The sequence below is a fragment of the Roseateles sp. genome, from assembly GCF_039595295.1.
In the GTDB taxonomy this organism is placed as follows: Bacteria; Pseudomonadota; Gammaproteobacteria; order Burkholderiales; family Burkholderiaceae_C; genus Roseateles.
Window position 1 is genome coordinate 40,751 of record NZ_JBCNLU010000029.1, and the last position, 19,065, is coordinate 59,815.

General features: G+C 64.9%; 17 protein-coding genes. 2 read left to right on the forward strand and 15 right to left on the reverse strand.

The genetic code is table 11. The features are described from left to right. Window positions 1–6: 6 nt before the first annotated feature. From phoB to ABDW59_RS18495, 10 genes are all read right to left on the reverse strand, one after another. Window positions 7–708: a phosphate regulon transcriptional regulator PhoB gene (gene phoB / locus ABDW59_RS18450; RefSeq protein WP_343631736.1), complete on the reverse strand. Its 702-nt coding sequence runs from the start codon at window positions 706–708 to the stop codon at window positions 7–9. A gap of 89 nt (window positions 709–797) precedes the next feature. Next, complete coding sequence (phoU, locus tag ABDW59_RS18455) at window positions 798–1,505, reverse strand: phosphate signaling complex protein PhoU (protein WP_067064277.1); 708 nt, start codon at window positions 1,503–1,505, stop codon at window positions 798–800. 19 nt (window positions 1,506–1,524) lie between these two features. Continuing rightward, window positions 1,525–2,310 carry a phosphate ABC transporter ATP-binding protein PstB gene (gene pstB / locus ABDW59_RS18460; protein WP_067064275.1) on the reverse strand — a complete coding sequence of 262 codons (786 nt, stop codon included), beginning with the start codon at window positions 2,308–2,310 and terminating at the stop codon, window positions 1,525–1,527. 50 nt (window positions 2,311–2,360) lie between these two features. Further along, window positions 2,361–3,221, reverse strand: a complete 861-nt coding sequence (gene pstA, locus ABDW59_RS18465; protein WP_343631794.1) for a phosphate ABC transporter permease PstA — start codon at window positions 3,219–3,221, stop codon at window positions 2,361–2,363. After that, complete coding sequence (gene pstC / locus ABDW59_RS18470; protein WP_343631796.1) at window positions 3,218–4,153, reverse strand: phosphate ABC transporter permease subunit PstC; 936 nt, start codon at window positions 4,151–4,153, stop codon at window positions 3,218–3,220. The genes pstA and pstC overlap by 4 nt, the downstream gene beginning before the upstream one ends. A 218-nt stretch (window positions 4,154–4,371) precedes the next feature. Further along, the gene (pstS, locus tag ABDW59_RS18475; protein WP_343631822.1) at window positions 4,372–5,361 is read right to left on the reverse strand and encodes a phosphate ABC transporter substrate-binding protein PstS; all 990 of its coding nucleotides are present in this window, start codon (window positions 5,359–5,361) and stop codon (window positions 4,372–4,374) included. Window positions 5,362–5,878: 517 nt separating this feature from the next. Continuing rightward, window positions 5,879–7,213 carry a phosphoglucosamine mutase gene (gene glmM / locus ABDW59_RS18480; protein ID WP_343631798.1) on the reverse strand — a complete coding sequence of 445 codons (1,335 nt, stop codon included), beginning with the start codon at window positions 7,211–7,213 and terminating at the stop codon, window positions 5,879–5,881. A 142-nt stretch (window positions 7,214–7,355) separates the two neighbouring features. After that, the gene (gene folP / locus ABDW59_RS18485) at window positions 7,356–8,204 is read right to left on the reverse strand and encodes a dihydropteroate synthase (RefSeq protein ID WP_343631800.1); all 849 of its coding nucleotides are present in this window, start codon (window positions 8,202–8,204) and stop codon (window positions 7,356–7,358) included. Window positions 8,205–8,372: 168 nt separating this feature from the next. Continuing rightward, a complete protein-coding gene (gene ftsH, locus ABDW59_RS18490; RefSeq protein WP_343631802.1) occupies window positions 8,373–10,277 on the reverse strand; it encodes an ATP-dependent zinc metalloprotease FtsH in 1,905 nt (634 codons plus the stop codon). Between the two features lie 255 nt (window positions 10,278–10,532). Continuing rightward, window positions 10,533–11,207 (reverse strand): RlmE family RNA methyltransferase, encoded by a 675-nt coding sequence (locus ABDW59_RS18495; RefSeq protein WP_343631804.1) that lies wholly within the window; start codon window positions 11,205–11,207, stop codon window positions 10,533–10,535. Window positions 11,208–11,225: 18 nt separating this feature from the next. Here ABDW59_RS18495 and ABDW59_RS18500 point away from each other — a divergent pair, with 18 nt between their 5' ends. Then, complete coding sequence (locus ABDW59_RS18500; protein ID WP_343631806.1) at window positions 11,226–11,702, forward strand: YhbY family RNA-binding protein; 477 nt, start codon at window positions 11,226–11,228, stop codon at window positions 11,700–11,702. A 124-nt stretch (window positions 11,703–11,826) separates the two neighbouring features. Here the strand turns inward: ABDW59_RS18500 and ABDW59_RS18505 are convergent, their stop codons facing one another. From ABDW59_RS18505 to ABDW59_RS18525, 5 genes are all read right to left on the reverse strand, one after another. Next, a complete protein-coding gene (locus ABDW59_RS18505; RefSeq protein ID WP_343631808.1) occupies window positions 11,827–12,276 on the reverse strand; it encodes a DUF4149 domain-containing protein in 450 nt (149 codons plus the stop codon). 13 nt (window positions 12,277–12,289) lie between these two features. After that, entirely contained in the window at window positions 12,290–12,766 is a 477-nt protein-coding gene (gene greA / locus ABDW59_RS18510; protein WP_343631810.1) for a transcription elongation factor GreA, read from the reverse strand. 84 nt (window positions 12,767–12,850) lie between these two features. Beyond that, window positions 12,851–16,117, reverse strand: coding sequence for a carbamoyl-phosphate synthase large subunit (carB, locus tag ABDW59_RS18515; RefSeq protein WP_343631813.1), 3,267 nt, complete (start codon window positions 16,115–16,117; stop codon window positions 12,851–12,853). Between the two features lie 18 nt (window positions 16,118–16,135). After that, a complete protein-coding gene (gene carA / locus ABDW59_RS18520) occupies window positions 16,136–17,296 on the reverse strand; it encodes a glutamine-hydrolyzing carbamoyl-phosphate synthase small subunit (RefSeq protein ID WP_343631815.1) in 1,161 nt (386 codons plus the stop codon). A 341-nt stretch (window positions 17,297–17,637) separates the two neighbouring features. After that, entirely contained in the window at window positions 17,638–18,039 is a 402-nt protein-coding gene (locus ABDW59_RS18525) for a heme-binding protein (protein ID WP_067064250.1), read from the reverse strand. A 140-nt stretch (window positions 18,040–18,179) separates the two neighbouring features. Between ABDW59_RS18525 and ABDW59_RS18530 the strand changes: the two genes are divergently transcribed. After that, window positions 18,180–18,881 (forward strand): Bax inhibitor-1/YccA family protein, encoded by a 702-nt coding sequence (locus ABDW59_RS18530; protein ID WP_343631818.1) that lies wholly within the window; start codon window positions 18,180–18,182, stop codon window positions 18,879–18,881. Window positions 18,882–19,065 lie beyond the last annotated feature (184 nt).

Genomic DNA, 19,065 nt, shown 5'->3' on the forward strand with positions numbered 1-19,065 from the left:
GCGGGATCAGGCCGACAGGGCGCTGCTCTGCTGGGTCAGGCGATAGCCGGCGCCGCGCACCGTTTCGATCATGCGCTGGCAGTTGACCTTTTCCAGCGCCTCGCGCAGCCGCTTGACGTGGACATCGACGGTGCGTTCCTCGATGAAGACGTGATCGCCCCAGACGCGGTCCAGCAGCTGCGAGCGGCTGTGCACGCGCTCCGGGTGCGTCATGAAGAAATGCAGCAGGCGGAACTCGGTCGGGCCGAGCTTGACCTCGACGCCCTCGCGGCTGACGCGGCGGGTGCCCGGATCCAGCACCAGACCGCCCACGTCGACCGCCGAATCCAGGGCCTCGGGCGCCTTGCGGCGCAGCACCGCGCGGATGCGGGCCAGCAGCTCGTTGGTCGAGAAGGGCTTGGTCAGGTAATCGTCGGCGCCGGCGTCCAGACCGGACACCTTGTCCATCTCTTCCGCGCGCGCCGTCAGCATGATGATGGGCAGCTCGCGCGTGCGGGTGGCGCCGCGCCACTGGCGGGCCAGCGCCAGACCGGTCTGGCCCGGCAGCATCCAGTCCAGCACGACCAGATCCGGCAGCACGCGGTCGACTTCGAGCTGGGCCTGCTCGGCATTGCCGGCCAGGGTCACTTCGAAACCGGCGTGGCGCAGGTTGATGGAGATCAGTTCGGCAATGGCGGATTCGTCTTCGACGACCAGGATGCGACTCATGCGGGGTAACTCCTCTTGTTCGTTCCTCGCGGGGCGGCGGCTCCCTCAGGGGAGCGGCGCCGGCCCGCTCGGGTTCATCGCTGCGGTGCTCAGCGCACCATGTTCTCGACGGCGTCGGGGGTGTTGTGGCGGACGTCGGTGCCCTTGACCACGTAGATGATGACTTCGGCCAGGTTCTTGGCGTGGTCGCCCACGCGCTCGATCGCCTTGGCGACGAAGACCAGGTCGATCGACGACGAGATGGTGCGCGGGTCTTCCATCATGTAGGTGATGAGCTTGCGCATCAGGCCGTCGAATTCCTTGTCGATCTGGTCGTCGGCCTTGAGCACTTCCAGCGCGCGGTCCACGTCCAGGCGGGCAAAGGCGTCCAGCGCCTTGCGCAGCTGCGCGGTGGCCAGCTCGGCCTCGTACGACAGGTCGGACATCGGCAGACGCAGGCGGCTGGACACGCCGGTATTGATCAGGCGCTGCACCGTGCGGGCGATGCGGGCCGCCTCGTCGCCGACGCGCTCCAGATTCGCGATGGTCTTGGACACGGCGATCAGCAAGCGCAGATCGCGGGCCGTCGGCTGACGGCGGGCGATGATGGTCGACAGATCGCGATCGATCTCGATCTCCATCGTGTTGACGATCTCTTCCTGCTTCAGCACGTGGCTGGCGATGTCGCCGCTGAAGGAGCCCAGCGCCTCGACGGCCTGCGCGACCTGCGATTCCACCAGGCCGCCCATCTCCAGGACGCGCGTGGAGATGCCGCTGAGCTCGGCGTCGAATTGAGTAGAGAGATGCTTGTCGGTCATGTTGTTGCTCCCTGTTTGATCAGCCGAAACGACCGGTGATGTAGTCTTCCGTGTCCTTGCGCTTGGGCTTCATGAAGAGCTCCGCGGTCGGTCCGAATTCGATCAGGTCGCCCAGGTACATGTAGGCGGTGTAGTCCGAGCAACGCGCGGCCTGCTGCATGTTGTGCGTCACGATCGCGACGGTGTACTCGTGCTTGAGCTCGTGGATCAGCTCCTCGATCTTGCCGGTCGAGATCGGATCCAGCGCCGAGCAGGGCTCGTCCAGCAGCAGGACTTCCGGCTTGATGGCGATACCCCGGGCGATGCACAGACGCTGCTGCTGACCGCCCGACAGGCCCGAACCGCTCTGGTTCAGCTTGTCCTTGACTTCATTCCACAGCGCGGCCTTCTTCAGCGCCCACTCCACGCGCTCGTCCATCTCGACGCGAGACAGCGTCTCGAACAGACGCACGCCGAAGGCGATGTTGTCGTAGATCGACATCGGGAACGGCGTCGGCTTCTGGAACACCATGCCGACCTTGGCACGGATCAGCGACACGTCTTCCTTGCTGGTGAGGATGTCCTCCCCGTCCAGCAGGATCTGGCCTTCGGCGCGTTGCTCCGGATAGAGCTCGAACATGCGGTTCAGCGTGCGCAGCAGCGTGGACTTGCCGCAGCCCGAGGGACCGATGAAGGCGGTCACCTTGTTCTCCGGAATGTCCAGGTTGATGTTCTTCAGCGCGTGGAAGCTGCCGTAGTAGAAGTTGAGGTTCTTCACCGAGAGCTTGGCCTTCTCGGTCACCGGCATATCGACTTTGACGTCCATGTTGATTCTCTTGAATTCGTTTGAATGCGGGGCGGAGACCGACGGGCCGGTCAGTGCTTTTCCTTGAACAGGACACGGGCCAGGATGTTCAGGAGCAGCACGCCGATGGTGATGATGAACACGCCCGCCCAGGCCAGCTTCTGCCAGTTGCCGTAGGGGCTCATCGCGAAGTCGAAGATCACCTTGGGCAGGTTGGCCATGGGGCCGGTCAGGTCGGTGGACCAGAAGCGGTTGTTCAGCGCGGTGAACAGCAGCGGCGCGGTCTCGCCCGAGACACGGGCCAGCGCCAGCAGCACACCGGTGATCACGCCCGCGCGCGCCGACTTCAGCGTCACGGTCATGATGACCTTCCACTTGGGCGTACCCAGCGCGTAGGCCGCCTCGCGCAGCGCGTTGGGGACCAGGCTCAGCATGTTCTCGGTCGTGCGGATGACCACCGGGATCACGATCAGCGCCAGCGCGATCACACCCGCCATGCCGGAGAAGCTGCGCAGCTTCACCACGATCATGGTGTAGACGAACAGACCCACCACGATCGACGGGGCCGACAGCAGGATGTCGTTGATGAAGCGGACCGAGGCGCCCAGCCAGGTCTTCTGCCCGTACTCGGCCAGGTAGACACCGGCCAGCACGCCGATCGGGGTGCCCACGAACGTGGCCAGGCAGACCATGAGCGCCGAACCGAAGATCGCGTTGGCGATGCCGCCCTCATCCGAGTTCGGCGGAGGAGTCATCTGGGTAAAGGTGGCCCAGTTCAGGCCGCCGATCCCTTGCGTGATGGTCTCGAACAGGATCCAGACCAGCCAGATCAGGCCGAAGGACATCGCCCCCAGCGAGAGCGTCAGCGCGATGACGTTGATGCGCCGGCGCTTCTGGTACATCGCCATGCGGTTGGCGGAGGTGGCGCTCATGTACGGGCTCCTTCGTTCTTCTTGAGCTTGTTGAGCAGGACCTTGGAGAACGCCAGCACCACGAAGGTGATGAAGAACAGCACCAGGCCCAGGTACAGCAGCGAGGCCTGATGCAGGCTGCCGGGACCGGATTCGGCGAACTCGTTGGCCAGCACCGAGGTGATGGTGTTGGCGGCCTCGAACATGGACAGCGACTTCAGCTGATTCATGTTGCCGATCACGAAGGTGACGGCCATGGTTTCGCCCAGCGCGCGGCCCAGGCCCAGCATCACGCCGCCGACCACGCCGGTCTTGGTGTACGGGAGCACGACCTTCCAGACCACTTCCCAGGTCGTGGAGCCCAGGCCGTAGGCCGACTCCTTCAGCATCGCCGGGGTGACTTCGAACACGTCACGCATCACCGACGCGATGAACGGGATGATCATGATGGCCAGAATGATGCCGGCCGACAGAATGCCGATGCCGACGGGCGGGCCGGACACCAGCGCGCCCAGGTACGGGATGCCGCTGAGCAGCGATTGCATCGGCTCCTGGACGTAGGTTGCCAGGATGGGGCCGAAGACGAAAAGGCCCCACATGCCGTAGACGATGGACGGGACCGCGGCCAGCAGCTCGATGGCGATGCCCAGCGGGCGGCGCAGCCAGCCCGGGGCCAGTTCCGTCAGGAACAGCGCGATGCCGAAGCTCACCGGGACGGCGATCAGCAGCGCGATGAACGAGGTCATCAGCGTGCCGTAGATCATCACCAGGCCGCCGAACTTCTCCTGGACCGGATCCCAGTCCGTGTTCACCAGGAAGCCCAGCCCGAACTGCTTGATGGCGGGTGCCGCGCCGATCAGCAGCGAGCCGATGATGCCGGCCAGCAGGGCCAAGGTCAGCCAGGCCGCGCCATGGGTCAGCAGGGAGAACACCGTGTCCGCCCAAGGGGCCACGCGGCGGCGTTGCGGGGGACGGCCCTGGGGTTGGGTACGCTCCTCGCCGCGCTGTCGATCTAGGGAATTGGCTGGAAGTATTGCGGCCACGGGGCCTCCGCTGGTGTTTTGAATCTCAGACGACGTCTTGTCGCGTCCGATGCGTCGCCGGACGCGTCTTGTACGAAAGCCCGGAACCCCTGAATCAGGAGCGCCGGGCTGTTTTCAGCAGATGGCGATCACTTGTAAGCGATGGCCTTGCCGGAAGCGTCCTTCACGTGGGAGGCCCACTGCTTGCGGACCAGATCCTTGACGCTGGTGGGCAGCGGCACGTAGTCCAGCTCGTCGGCCATCTTGTCGCCCTGGGTGTAGGCCCAGTCGAAGAACTTCAGGGTGGCGGCGGCGCTGGCCGGCTTGTCCTGGGCGATGTGCATCAGGATGAAGGTCGCGCCGGTGATGGGCCAGCTGTCCTTGCCCGGTTGCTCGGTCAGGACTTGGTAGAAGGACTGTTCCCACTTGGCACCGGCGGCGGCGGCCTTGAAGGCGTCATCGCTGGGGCTGACGAAGGCGCCGCTGGCGTTCTTCATCAGGACGTAGGTCATCTTGTTCTGCTTGGCATAGGCGTACTCGACGTAGCCGATCGAGTTGGGCAGACGGGTCACGTACGAGGACACGCCCTCGTTGCCCTTGCCGCCGGCGCCGGTGGGCCAGTTCACGGCCGTGCCTTCACCGACCTTGTCCTTCCACTCGGGATTGACCTTGGACAGGTAGTTCGTGAACAGGAAGCTGGTGCCCGAGCCGTCGGCGCGGCGGACCACGGCGATGGTGGCGTCCGGCAGCGACACGCCCGCGTTCAGGGCGGCGATGGCGGGGTCATTCCACTTCGTGACCTTGCCCAGGTAGATGTCGGCCAGAACCTTGCCGTCCAGCTTCAGCTGACCGGGGTTGATGCCCTTGACGTTGATGACGGGCACCACGCCGCCGATCACGGTCGGGAACTGCACCAGGCCGTCCTTGGCCAGCTGGTCGTCCTTCAGGGGAGCGTCCGACGCGCCGAAGTCGACGGTCTTGGCTTGAATCTGCTTGATGCCGGCACCGGAACCGACGGACTGGTAATTGATGCGGACACCGGTGGCCTTGTTATAGGCGTCGGCCCACTTCGTGTAGACGGGCGCCGGGAAGGAGGCTCCCGCACCGGTCACCTCTTGAGCATGGGCCGCGGAGAACATGGCGGCGCAAGCGGCGAACAGCAGGCCAGCACGCAGTTGATTCATGGTCATTCAGTCCTATCGCTAGGGGTTGGTTGGCGAACGGGACGGATGCTATGACCTCTATGTGACACATCCATGACGCCGACCCAGGCTCGGAAAAATCTCGTTACGGAGAGCGCCCCAGAGGAGAAACGGGATTGTCAGCCGCTCTGTCATATTCGATTCACCGACCTGTCATTTTCGACCCCTAGCCTGCAGGCCGTGCGGGGAAACCCTTCTCGGCGCCTGTCTCGCACCATGATCGGGCACCGACCAGGTCGGCCGATTGTCTCCGGCCTCCCCAAACAGCCCCCGAAGAGTCGCACCGAGCGACCGCAACCAATGCCATTCAGCCGCCGTCGCTCACGCGTCGGCGGCCATTTTTTGGGCAGATCATTCAGCGGGGCTCGGCAAGGCGGAAACGAAAAAGCCGGGCCCAGGCCCGGCTTCGGAGCGCGCCGATCGAATCATCGACCGGCCAGGCGCGTGACGCCTCTCAACCGCGGATCGCGTCCGCCAGACGTTCGGCGCAGCGCCGCGCGAGCGCCGCATCGCTGGCCTCGACCATGACGCGCAGCAGCGGCTCGGTGCCGGACTTGCGGATCAGCACCCGACCTCGGTCGCCGAGTTCGGCCGTCACTTCGGCCTCGGTACGGGCGAGCGCGGCATTGCTCTTCCAGTCCTGTTGATCAGCCTGCAGGCGCACGTTGATCAGGGTCTGCGGGAACAGCGACACCCCGTCCAACAGATCCGCCAGCGGACGACCGCTGCGGCAGACGGCCTCCAGCACCAGCAAGCTGCTCACGATGCCGTCGCCGGTCGTGTGGCGGTCCAGCGCGAGCAGGTGGCCGGAGCCCTCTCCACCCAGTTGCCAGCCGCGAGCGGCCAGCTCCTCCAGGACGTAGCGGTCGCCGACCTTGGCGCGGACGAACTCGACGTCCCGCTGGCGCAGCGCGACCTCGACCGCCATGTTGGTCATCAGCGTGCCGACCGCGCCGGGGACGCGTTCGCCACGGGCCAGACGGTCCGCGACCATCACGTAGAGCAGCTCGTCGCCGTTGTAGAGGCGGCCTTGGCCATCCACCATCTGCAGCCGGTCCGCATCGCCGTCGAGCGCGATGCCGTAATCGGCGCCATGCTCCTTGACCGCGGCGACCACCGCCGCCGGCGCCGTGGCGCCGACCTTGTCGTTGATGTTGTAGCCGTCGGGCTTGGTGCCGATGGGGATGACCTCGGCGCCGAGCTCATGGAACACCGATGGCGCCACCTGATAGGCCGCGCCGTGCGCCGCGTCCACCACCAGCTTCATGCCACGCAGGCTGAGATCGCTGCTGAAGCTGGCCTTGCAGAACTCGATGTAGCGCCCTTGCGCATCATCCAGTCGACGCGCGCGGCCCAGACCCGCCGAGTCCACCCAGACGGGCGGCTCATCGAGCACGGCTTCGACGTCCAGCTCCCAGGCGTCGGGCAGCTTCTCGCCCTTGGACGAGAAGAACTTGATGCCGTTGTCCTCGAACGGGTTGTGCGAGGCCGAGATCACCACGCCCAGGTGCTGGCGCAGCGCACGAGTCAGATAGGCGACGCCGGGCGTCGGCAACGGACCGGTCAACAGCACGTTCACGCCGGCGGAAGCAAAGCCCGCCTCGAGCGCCGATTCGAGCATGTAGCCGGAGATGCGCGTGTCCTTGCCGATCAGAACACTGGGCTTGCTGTAGCTGCGCTTGAGCACGCGCCCCACGGCGTGGCCCAGTCGAAGCATGAAATCAGGGGTGATCGGGGTCTGGCCCACGGTCCCGCGGATTCCATCGGTCCCGAAATACTTCCGGCTCATTGAATCAACCTCCTGCTGCATCGGATTTTCTGAATCCGACGATTGTCGCCGAAGCCGCAGGGGCGGCAGACGCCCGCCAGGCTCGTCAGCGCGCTCAATCCACCATCAGGGGGAATGAGGAGGAGAAATGGGGGAGAAATGCTCAGGCCTGCAGCCCGCCGAAGGCCTGCCAGACCTTGAGCGCGTCGACCGTCGCCGCGACGTCATGCACACGCACCACGCGCGCGCCCAGCGACACAGCGGCCACCGCTGCGCCCACACTGGCGGCAACCCGTTCATCCACCGCCTTGCCCGTCACCGCGCCCAGCGTCGACTTGCGCGACCAGCCGATCAACAGCGGCCTCCCCAGCGCCAGAAGCTCCCGCTGACGTCGCTGCAACTCCAGATTCTGTTCGACAGTCTTTGCGAATCCGTAGCCCGGATCCAGCGTCACTCGATCCGCCGCCACGCCCAGCGACAGAAGGTGATCCAGGCGCTCCCGCAGAAAAACGGCGACCTCCGCCACCACATCGCCGTAATCGGTCAGCTGCTGCATACCGGCCGGCTGGCCGCGCATGTGCATCAGGCAGATGCCGGCGGTGCCATGTGCGGCAAGAAGCGCCGAGGCGCCCTCGTCGCGCAAGGCCTGCACGTCGTTGATGATGTCCACGCCCAGGTCAAGCGCGCGCCGCATGACCTCGGTCTTGCAGGTATCGACCGAGACCGGGACGCCGAAGTTCACCGCGGCGCGCAGCACCGGTTCCAACCGACGCCATTCCTCGTCGACAGCCAGTCGCGGGGCGCCGGGCCGCGTCGATTCACCGCCGATGTCGAGGATGTCGACGCCCTCGTCCAACAGGCGCTCGCAAAAGTCGATGGCCCGGATCGCGTCATCGTGCTGCCCGCCGTCGGAGAACGAATCCGGCGTCACGTTGACAATGCCCATGACAAGCGGACGCTCCGCCAAGTCGAGGTCGAAGCGGGTGGTTTTCCAGATCTGGGAGATGGTCATGGGCGGGTGAGTCTCATGCTCGCGGCAAGCGCTCAGCGCGCCGCGGCCAAGCCGCCAGTATGACGTAAGCCGAAAGAGCCCTTGGCGCATATGAAATGCAGAAGGCCGGTCCTGGGACCGGCCTTCAAAGGGAGTTGCAGGGGCTCCACGTGGTGGTACGCCTCGAGATCAGGCCGCTGCCGGAGCTCCGCCCGTGGTGACCGCCGGCGTACCGCCGCTGTCAGCCTTGTTGCTCGGGGGCGTCCAGTCCTTGGGCGGACGGGGCGGACGTCCATCCATGATGTCGTCGATCTGCTCGGCGTCGATGGTTTCCCATTCGAGCAGCGCCGTCGCCATCGCGTGCATCTTGTCCTTGTTGCCTTCGATCAGGTCGCGAGCAGTCGTGTACTGCTCGTCGATGATCTTGCGGATCTCCTGATCGACCTTGCGCATGGTCTCCTCGGACATGTTGGTCGTCTTCGTGACCGAGCGGCCCAGGAAGACTTCACCTTCGTTGTCCGCGTAGACCATCGGACCCAGCTCGTCGGTCATGCCGTAGCGGGTGACCATGTCGCGAGCGATCGCCGTGGCACGCTCGAAGTCATTGCTGGCGCCGGTGGTCATCTGGTTCATGAAGACCTCCTCGGCGATGCGACCGCCGAAGAGCACCGAGATCGTCGACAGCATGCGCTCCTTGTCCATGCTGTAGCGGTCGCCTTCCGGCAGCTGCATCGTCACGCCCAGGGCACGACCACGCGGGATCACCGTCACCTTGTGGACCGGATCGGTCTTGGGCAGCAGGCGCGCGACCAGCGCATGACCGGCCTCGTGATAGGCGGTGTTCTTGCGCTCTTCCTCGGGCATGACCATGGACTTGCGCTCGGGGCCCATCATGATCTTGTCCTTGGCCTTCTCGAAGTCCTGCATGTCCACGACCCGGCCATTGCGGCGGGCGGCGAACAGCGCGGCTTCGTTGACCAGGTTGGCGAGATCCGCGCCGGAGAAGCCCGGGGTGCCGCGCGCCAGGATGTCCGCGCGGATGTCCTGCCCGACCGGCACCTTGCGCATATGCACGTTCAGGATCTGCTCGCGACCGCGCACGTCTGGCAGCGTCACGTAGACCTGGCGGTCGAAGCGGCCCGGGCGCAGCAGCGCCGGGTCCAGGATGTCCGGACGGTTGGTCGCGGCCATCACGATGACGCCCAGGTTGGTGTCGAAGCCGTCCATCTCCACCAGCATCTGGTTGAGGGTCTGCTCGCGCTCGTCGTTGCCGCCGCCCAGGCCCGCGCCGCGATGGCGGCCGACCGCGTCGATTTCGTCGACGAAGATGATGCAGGGGGCGCTCTTCTTGGCCTGCTCGAACATGTCACGCACGCGAGCGGCGCCGACACCGACGAACATTTCGACGAAGTCGGAGCCCGAGATCGTGAAGAACGGGACCTTGGCCTCGCCGGCGATGGCCTTGGCCAGCAGCGTCTTGCCGGTACCCGGCGGGCCGACCAGCAGCACGCCGCGCGGGATGCGGCCGCCCAGCTTCTGGAACTTCTGGGGATCCTTCAGGAAGTCCACCAGCTCCTTGACCTCTTCCTTGGCCTCATCGCAGCCGGCAACGTCGGCAAAAGTCGTGCTGTTGTTGGCCTCGTCGAGCATGCGCGCCTTGGACTTGCCGAAGCTGAACGCACCGCCCTTGCCGCCACCCTGCATCTGCCGCATGAAGTACACCCACACGGCGATCAGCAGCAGCATCGGCCCCCAGCTGAGCAGGATGCTCATCAGGACCGAGGGCTCCTCACGCGGCTTGGCGTCGAACTTGACGCCGTAGTTGATCAGGTCGCCGACCAGACCGCGATCCATGTAGGGGGCGGTCGTGCGGAGCTTGTTGCCATCGCTCGTCTGCGCGACGATTTCCGTACCGGCTGGGGTCTCCTGCAGCGTCACCTGCTTGATGCGCTTCGCGCGAACTTCCTCGAGGAAGTCAGAGTAGACGATCGGATTCCCCTGGGTTGCGCTGCGATCGAACTGCTTGAAGACGGTGAACAGCACGAGGGCGATCACCATCCACACAGCCACTTTCGAGAACCACTGATTGTTCACCGCGACTCCTTTGTCATTCCATCACTGCCCTTGCCCGCCGATAAGCGGCCGAGGCAGTCTTTCACGGCATATAGGGTTGATTCTAGGACAGTCAAGTCCCCTGCCCTGATTGGCATTTCCACACGCCTCGATAGATATTGCCACGGCGTCATCGTTTCGACGGGGAGAAGCGCGCCGGACTTGCCCGCCTGATCACGACTTCCCCATCGAATCCTGATGCTTTCCGACCCGGACCGACCATGCACGACACGGGTCTCACGTCGATTTCAGTCCGATGCCCACGAGGAAGTTCTCCGACGACCGCTCCCGAGACGCCTTCGGCTTGCTCGTCTTGACCTTTTTGAACTGCGCCCGGAACGCGTGGACCAATTGGTCGTAGCCGCTGCCATGGAACACCTTGGCAACCAGCGCACCTTCCGGCTTCAGATGCTGCTTCGAGAAGTCCAGCGCCAGCTCGATGAGGTGCTCGATGCGAGCCGCGTCGGTGCTCTCGATGCCGGAGAGATTGGGCGCCATGTCCGACACCACAAGATCCACTTTCGAGCCGCCCAGCATGGCCTCGAGCCGCGCGAGCACCTCGTCCTCACGGAAATCGCCTTGGATGAACTCCACACCCTCGATGGCTTCGAAATCGAGCAGATCCAGCGCGATGATGCGGCCATTCAGCTGGCCGACTGCCGCGCCGCCTGCCCCCGCCTCCTTCGGCGCGAAGCGGCGGCGCAGGTACTGGCTCCAGGCGCCTGGCGACGCCCCCAGGTCGACAACCACCTGCCCCGGACGGATCAGCTGGAACTCCTCGTCGATTTCCTTGAGCTTGTAGGCCGCGCGGGAGCGATAACCCTCTTTTTGGGCCAATTTGACGTAAGGATCGTTGACGTGGTTGTTGAGCCACGCCTTGTTGACCTTCTTGCTTTTGGTATCGACTTTCATTGCACGGATAATAGGCACATGCCTGCTATTCAATTGACCCCTGCCCAGCGCAAGGAAAAGCGTGCCGACGCACACCATCTTGACCCGGTGGTGATGATAGGCGCCGATGGCCTGACCGCCGCCGTGACCAAGGAGGTCGACGCCGCGCTCAAGGCCCATGGCCTGATCAAGGTCCGCGTGATGTCGGACGATCGCCAAGGTCGCGAGGAGATCCTCGCCCAACTGTCGGACTCGCTCGACGCCGCCCCGATTCAGCACATCGGCAAGCTGCTGGTCCTGTGGCGCCCGATGCCGGAGAAGGAAAAGGTCGTCAGCGAGAACGCCCGCCCCGCTCCGAGGACGGTGAAGATCGTCAAGTTCTCCAAGAGCGGCAACAACCGCCCGCAGATCAAGAAGGTCACCGTGCTAGGCAACCAGCGCGTCACGCAGGGGGGCGAAGTCAAGCGCGCCAAGAAGCCGCGCCAGACCAGCGTCAAGAAGGCCAGCCAAGGCTGAGCCCGCTCAAGGTTCTTGCAGCCTTCGGGATTCGCGAGGACATCAACGACAAGACGGCCCTTCGGCCGTCTTTCTTTTTTCAGCTTGACACGTCGCGGCCGCGTCAATGGCCGCCATGGAACACTCAGGTCCGCAAGGCTGACGCGAAGCGCGGCATCACCCGCCACGCCAGCACGCACACCGCGAGCGTCCGCAAACCGAAGAAGACCAGCGACACCGCATGCAGTTGCAGGAAGGTCCAGCTACCCTGCCCTTGCCGCGCCGCCTCCATCATCGGCTCCAGCGCGTAATAGCCCGCCGCGGTGAAGCCGATCGCCAGCAGCGGCAGCAGGAAGCCGGCGCTCATCGCCGAACCGCCGACCTCGCCGTCCCGATGCAGACGCCGCTCCATCAGGATCAGCAGAATGCCCGCGACCAATGCAAATCGCGCGTCCATCTCGAACAGTCGCCCGACATAACGACCCGCCACCGCGCGCTCCAAGGTGGCGAACGCGTTCGGCGCGGCCAGCAAGGCCACCGTCAGCAACTCGCCAGCCCACAGGGTCGCCAGCAGGGCACGGATGCGCAGCAGCATCGCCGGCCCGTCCTCAGATGTAGCGGACTTCGACGATCTCGTAGCGCTTGATGCCGCCCGGGGCTTGCACCTCGGCCACGTCGCCGGCTTCCTTGCCGATCAGTGCGCGCGCGATTGGGGAGCTGATGGAGATCAGGCCCTGCTTCAGATCGGCTTCGTCGTCGCCGACGATCTGATAGGTCACCTCGTTGCCGGAGGCTTCTTCTTCCAGATCGACCGTGGTGCCGAAGACCACCTTGCCGCCGGCGTCCACCGACGCCGGATCGATGACCTGCGCCGCGGCCAGCTTGCCCTCGATCTCGAGGATGCGGCCCTCGATAAAGCCCTGCTTGTCCTTGGCCGCTTCGTACTCGGCGTTCTCGGACAGATCGCCCTGGGCACGAGCTTCGGAGATCGCGTTGATCACGGCATGACGCTCGACCGTCTTGAGTCGATGCAGTTCTTCCTTGAGCTTCTCAGCACCGCGCTTGGTCAATGGGATCGTGGCCATGTCTCTAGAACCTTGAAAAACAAAACAAACCGCCGCTGCCGCTCAGGGACGCTGAGCGAGCGGCGGCGGAATGGACGGGGCAGTTTAATGCAGTTCGGCGTGCAGCTCTTGCAGCGATTGCACCAGTAGACCGTCCTTGTGCTTCATGCCCTCGACGGCCGCTTCACAGCCGGCCATGGTCGTGTAGTAGGTGACACGATTGGCCAGCGCGGCTTGACGGATGTGACGGCTGTCGGCGATCGCGGTGCGGGTCTCATCGACCGTCGTGAAGACCAGCTGGATGTCGCCACCCTTGATCATGTCGACGATGTGCGGACGCCCGTCCTTGACCTTGTTGACGACGCGCACCGGCACGCCGGCCGCTTCGATCGCGGCCGCCGTGCCCTTGGTCGCGACGACGCCGAAGCCCAGCGCCACCAGGTCGCGCGCCAGCACCACCGCGCGGTCCTTGTCGTTGTTCTTGACCGTGATCAGCACGTTGCCCTGACGCGGCAGGCGCGAGCCCGCGCCGAGCTGGCTCTTGAGCATCGCTTCGCCGAAGGTCCGGCCCGCGCCCATCACCTCGCCGGTCGAACGCATTTCCGGGCTCAGGATCGGATCCACGCCAGGGAACTTGTTGAACGGGAAGACGGCCTCCTTGACGCTGAAGTACGGCGGCTGGATCTCGACCGGGGGCTTGCCGCCCGCGGCCTTCTGATCCTTGAGCTTGACGCCCGCCATGCAGCGCGCGGCGATCTTGGCCAGCGGCTGGCTGGTCGCCTTCGACACGAACGGCACCGTGCGCGACGCGCGCGGATTGACTTCGAGCACGTAAACCGTGTTCTCCGCCAGGCCCTTGGTCACGTCGCCCTGGATCGCGAACTGCACGTTCATCAGGCCCACAACCTTCAGCGCCTTGGCCATGGCCGCGGTCTGACGGCGCAGCTCGTCCTGCAGTTCCTTGGACAGCGTGTACGGGGGCAGCGAGCACGCCGAGTCGCCCGAGTGGATGCCCGCCGCCTCGATGTGCTCCATGATGCCGCCCATCATGGTGTCCTCGCCGTCGCAGATGCAGTCGACGTCAACCTCGACCGCGTCCTCCAGGAAGCGGTCCAACAGCACCGGCGACTTCTCGCTGACGCGCACGGCCTCGCGCATGTAGCGCTCGAGGTCCTTGTCGCCGTGGACGATCTCCATCGCGCGGCCGCCCAGCACATAACTCGGGCGCACGACCAGCGGGTAGCCGATCTCATTGGCCAGCGCGACGGCCTGGTCCTCATTGCGCGCGGTGCGGTTGGGCGGCTGACGCAGACCCAGCTCATGCAACAGCTTCTGGAAGCGCTCGCGGTCCTCGGCGATGTCGATGGAGTCCGGGGTCGTGCCGATGATGGGCACGCCGTTGGCCTCGAGGTCCAGCGCCAGCTTCAGCGGGGTCTGGCCGCCGTACTGCACGATCACTCCGACCGGCTTTTCCTTGGCCACGATCTCCAGCACGTCCTCGAGCGTCACCGGCTCGAAGTACAGGCGGTCGGAGGTGTCGTAATCGGTCGAGACAGTCTCCGGATTGCAGTTGACCATGATGGTCTCGTAGCCGTCCTCGCGCATCGCGAGGGCCGCATGGACGCAGCAGTAGTCGAACTCGATGCCCTGGCCGATCCGGTTCGGGCCGCCGCCCAGCACCATGATCTTCTTCTTGTCGGTCGGATTGGCCTCGCACTCCTCGTCGTAGGTCGAGTACATGTAGGCCGTCTGCGTCGCGAATTCGGCGGCACAGGTGTCGACGCGCTTGTAGACCGGACGCACGTTCAGCGCGTGACGGGTCTTGCGGACTTCGTGCTGATTCGTGCCCAGCAGCTTGGCCAGACGCTTGTCCGAGAAACCCTTCTTCTTGAGCAGGCGCAGTTCATCGGCGCTCAGCGAGGCCAGCGCGCGGCCGTCCAGCGATTGCTCGATCTTGATCAGCTGCTCGATCTGGGCCAGGAACCACGGATCGATCTTGGTTTCCTCGAAGACCTCGTCCAGCGTCATGCCGATGCGGAAGGCGTCGCCCAGGAACAGGATGCGCGACGGGCCCGGCTCGCCGATTTCCTGCACGATCTCCTCGCGATCGGTGCTGACCTCGGACAGGCCGTCGATGCCGGTTTCCAGGCCGCGCAGCGCCTTCTGGAAGGACTCCTGGAAGTTGCGCCCCATGGCCATCACTTCGCCGACCGACTTCATCTGCGTCGTCAGATGCGAGTCGGCCATCGGGAACTTCTCGAAGGCGAAGCGGGGAATCTTCGTCACGACGTAGTCGATGCTGGGCTCGAACGAGGCCGGGGTGATGCCGCCGGTGATGTCGTTCTTGAGCTCGTCCAGCGTGTAGCCGACGGCCAGCTTCGCGGCGATCTTGGCGATCGGGAAGCCGGTGGCCTTGGAGGCCAGCGCCGACGAACGCGACACGCGCGGGTTCATCTCGATCACGACCATGCGGCCGTCGACCGGGTTGATCGAGAACTGCACGTTCGAGCCGCCGGTGTCCACGCCGATCTCGCGCAGGATCGCGATCGAGGCGTTGCGCAGCAGCTGGTACTCCTTGTCGGTCAGCGTCTGGGCCGGGGCCACGGTGATCGAGTCGCCGGTGTGGATGCCCATCGGGTCCAGGTTCTCGATCGAGCACACGATGATGCAGTTGTCCGCCTTGTCGCGGACCACTTCCATCTCGTATTCCTTCCAGCCGATCAGCGACTCCTCGATGAGCAGCTCATTGGTCGGGGACAGGTCGAGGCCGCGCTTGCAGATCTCCTCGAACTCTTCCGGGTTGTAGGCGATGCCGCCGCCGGTGCCGCCCAGCGTGAAGCTGGGGCGGATCACCATCGGGAAGCCGCTGCCGCCGATGTCGGCGTGGATGCGCTTCTGCACGCCCCAGGCCTCTTCCAGCGAATGGGCGATGCCGGAGCGGGCCGAGCCCAGTCCGATCTTGGTCATCGCGTCCTTGAACTTCAGACGGTCCTCGGCCTTCTCGATCGCGTGCTCGTTGGCGCCGATCATTTCGACCTTGTACTTGTCCAGCACGCCGTGCTTGTGCAGGTCCAGCGCGCAGTTCAGCGCGGTCTGGCCGCCCATGGTCGGCAGGATCGCGTCGGGACGCTCCTTGGCGATGATCTTCTCGACCACCTGCCAGGTGATGGGCTCGATGTAGGTGACGTCCGCGGTGTCCGGGTCCGTCATGATGGTCGCCGGGTTGCTGTTCACCAGGATGACCTTGTAGCCCTCCTCGCGCAGCGCCTTGCAGGCCTGGGCGCCCGAATAGTCGAACTCACAGGCCTGACCGATGATGATCGGGCCGGCGCCGATGATGAGGATGCTTTTAATGTCAGAACGCTTGGGCATAACTCGTCTCCCCCTTCATCAGGCCTTGGACATCAGACCGATGAAGCGGTCGAACAGATACGAAATGTCGTGCGGGCCGGGACTCGCTTCCGGGTGACCCTGGAAGCAGAAGGCCGGCTTGTCGGTGCGGGCCAGGCCCTGCAGCGTGCCGTCGAACAGGCTCACGTGCGTGGGGCGCAGGTTCGCGGGCAGCGACTCGGGGTCGACCGCGAATCCGTGGTTCTGGCTGGTGATGCTGACGCGGCCGTTGTCCAGGTCCTTCACTGGATGATTCGCGCCGTGATGGCCGAACTTCATCTTGAAGGTCTTGGCGCCGGAGGCCAGCGCCATGATCTGGTGGCCCAGGCAGATGCCGAAGGTCGGAATGCCCGCCTCGATCAGCTGCGCGGTCGCCTTGATCGCATAGTCGCAAGGCTCCGGATCGCCGGGGCCATTGGACAGGAAGACGCCGTCCGGCTCGAGGTCGAAGACCTCCGACGCGGGCGTCTGCGCCGGCACGACGGTGATCTTGCAGCCGCGCGAGGCCAGCATGCGCAGGATGTTGCTCTTCACGCCGAAGTCGTAGGCGACGACATGGAACTTCGGGGCGGTCTGCTCGCCGTAGCCTTGGCCGAGCGTCCACTCGGTTTCGGTCCAGGTTTCGCGCTCGGTGCGGCTCACGACTTTGGCCAGATCCAGGCCTGCCATGCTGGGCGCGCCTTTGGCCAGCGCGACGGCTTCGTCGATGTGGGCTTGCGTGATGTGCTCACCGGCGTCCAGCGCCAAGATGCAGCCGTTCTGGGCACCGTTCTCGCGCAGCACGCGCGTCAGGCGGCGCGTGTCGATGTCGGCGATGGCGACGGTGCCCTCGTCGCGCAGATACTGGCGCAGCGTGCGGCCCTTGCGGAAATTCGAATCGAGGACCGGCGCCTCCTTGATGATCAGGCCAGCGGCATGGATCTTCGACGCCTCGACGTCCTCATCGTTGACGCCGTAGTTGCCGATGTGCGGATACGTCAGGGTGACGATCTGGCGGCAATAGCTGGGGTCGGTGAGGATTTCTTGGTAGCCGGTGAGCGAGGTGTTGAACACCACTTCACCGACGGTCCGGCCGCTCGCGGCGAGCGACGAACCCTTGAAGACCGTGCCGTCTGCCAGGGCGAGGATCGCGGGAGGAGCGGAAAGCAGATCGGGCAGCACGGGAAACTCCGTTGTTGTGCGCGCGCCCAGCTCTGCCTCAGGGTCTCCGGTGCGCACCGCGCGCACGCCTTGGACGACTCGGCGTGCGGGTGCGCTCGTGACTCCTGTGAAGGAGTGGATCTCTTTGAGATCCGATGCGATCGGGGGTGAAGTGTGCGGGGCGCGGTAGGTTGCGGGTAAACCTGCAAAGTATAACCCGCCAGGGTATCTACCGAGAAGATTTGCGCAAACGGGTCATCACAAGGACATGTGATGATCTGCCACCAATCGCCGATCGAATGGCTCGCCGGACGCGAGCCCACGCCATGCGCGAGCCCCGCGATCCCCGATGGCGACGGGCTTCAGCCCAGCGCGGCGATGCCGGCCTTGGCGATCTGCGCGTCCTCGTTGGACTTCACGCCGCTGACGCCCACCGCACCGATGCAGAAGCCGTCGACCATCACGGGCACGCCGCCTTCGAGCATCCCTTCCAGCGGCACGCTCAGAAATGCGTTGCGGCCATTGTTGACGATGTCCTCGTAGACCTTGGAATCGCGACGACCCATCGCGGCGGTCTTGGCCTTGGCGGGAGCGATCACGGCGGAGGTCGCGGCGGCATTGTCCAGACGTTGCAGCCACAGCAGATGGCCGCCGTCATCGACGATCGCGATCGTCACGGGCCAGTTGTTCTTGAGCGCCTCGGCTTCCGCGGCGGCGGCGATGCGCTTGACCTCGTCCAGGCTCAGGTAGGGCTTCTGCTTCATGGGAATCTCCTCGTGGGTCGATCGAGTGAATCGGATCAATGGGGGAAGGAAGTGACGGGTTCCTCGGCCGCCGACTTTAACGAAGCCTTAAGGTCGAGGCCTACAATGACAGCAACACTTTTTTCATGGGGCGCACGCACATGGCCAACCAAAGCTTCCAACCTCAAACCGGCGGTTTCAGCTACGGCTCGTCGCTGGCTGCGGACCGTCAGCGCGTCCTGCGCAACACCTACGCGCTGCTGGCGCTGTCGCTGATCCCGACCGTGCTGGGCGCCTGGCTCGGCGTCTCCACTGGCATCTTCGCCACGATGAGCCCGATGCTGTCGATGATCGTGTTCTTCGCCGGCGCCTTCGGCCTGATGTTCCTGGTCGAGAAGACCAAGAACTCGTCCACCGGCGTGTTCGCGCTGCTGGGCTTCACCTTCTTCATGGGCCTGATGCTGTCGCGCCTGCTGACGTGGACGCTAGGCTTCAGGAACGGCGACTCGCTGATCATGATGGCCGGCGGCGGTACCGCGGCGATCTTCTTCGCGATGGCCACGCTGGCCACCGTGGTCAAGCGTGACCTGTCCGGCCTGCAGAAGTTCCTGTTCGTCGGCGCCGTGATCGCGATGATCGCCGGCATTGCCAACGTGTTCCTGCAGTCGACCGGCGTGCATCTGGCGCTGCTGGTCGCAGTCCTGGGCATCTTCTCGGCCTTCCTGCTGGTGGACGTCAAGCGCGTCATCGACGGCGGCGAGACCAACTACATCAGCGCCACGCTGAACATCTACCTGGACCTGTACAACGTGTTCACCGCGCTGCTGCAGCTGCTGGGCATCTTCGGCGGCGATCGCGACTGATCGCACCCTCGCACGGCGTCGATCGGGACGCCGGCACCAAAACGAAAGGGGTCCATCTGAACTGCACCCCAAAGGTTGGACGCCAATCCAACCGATGGGGTGTTTTTCATGGCGAAGCACAGTGAGAGCTTCAAGCTCGAGGTTGTTCAGAGGTACTTGGCAGGGCCGCTGGGCAAGAAGGCGC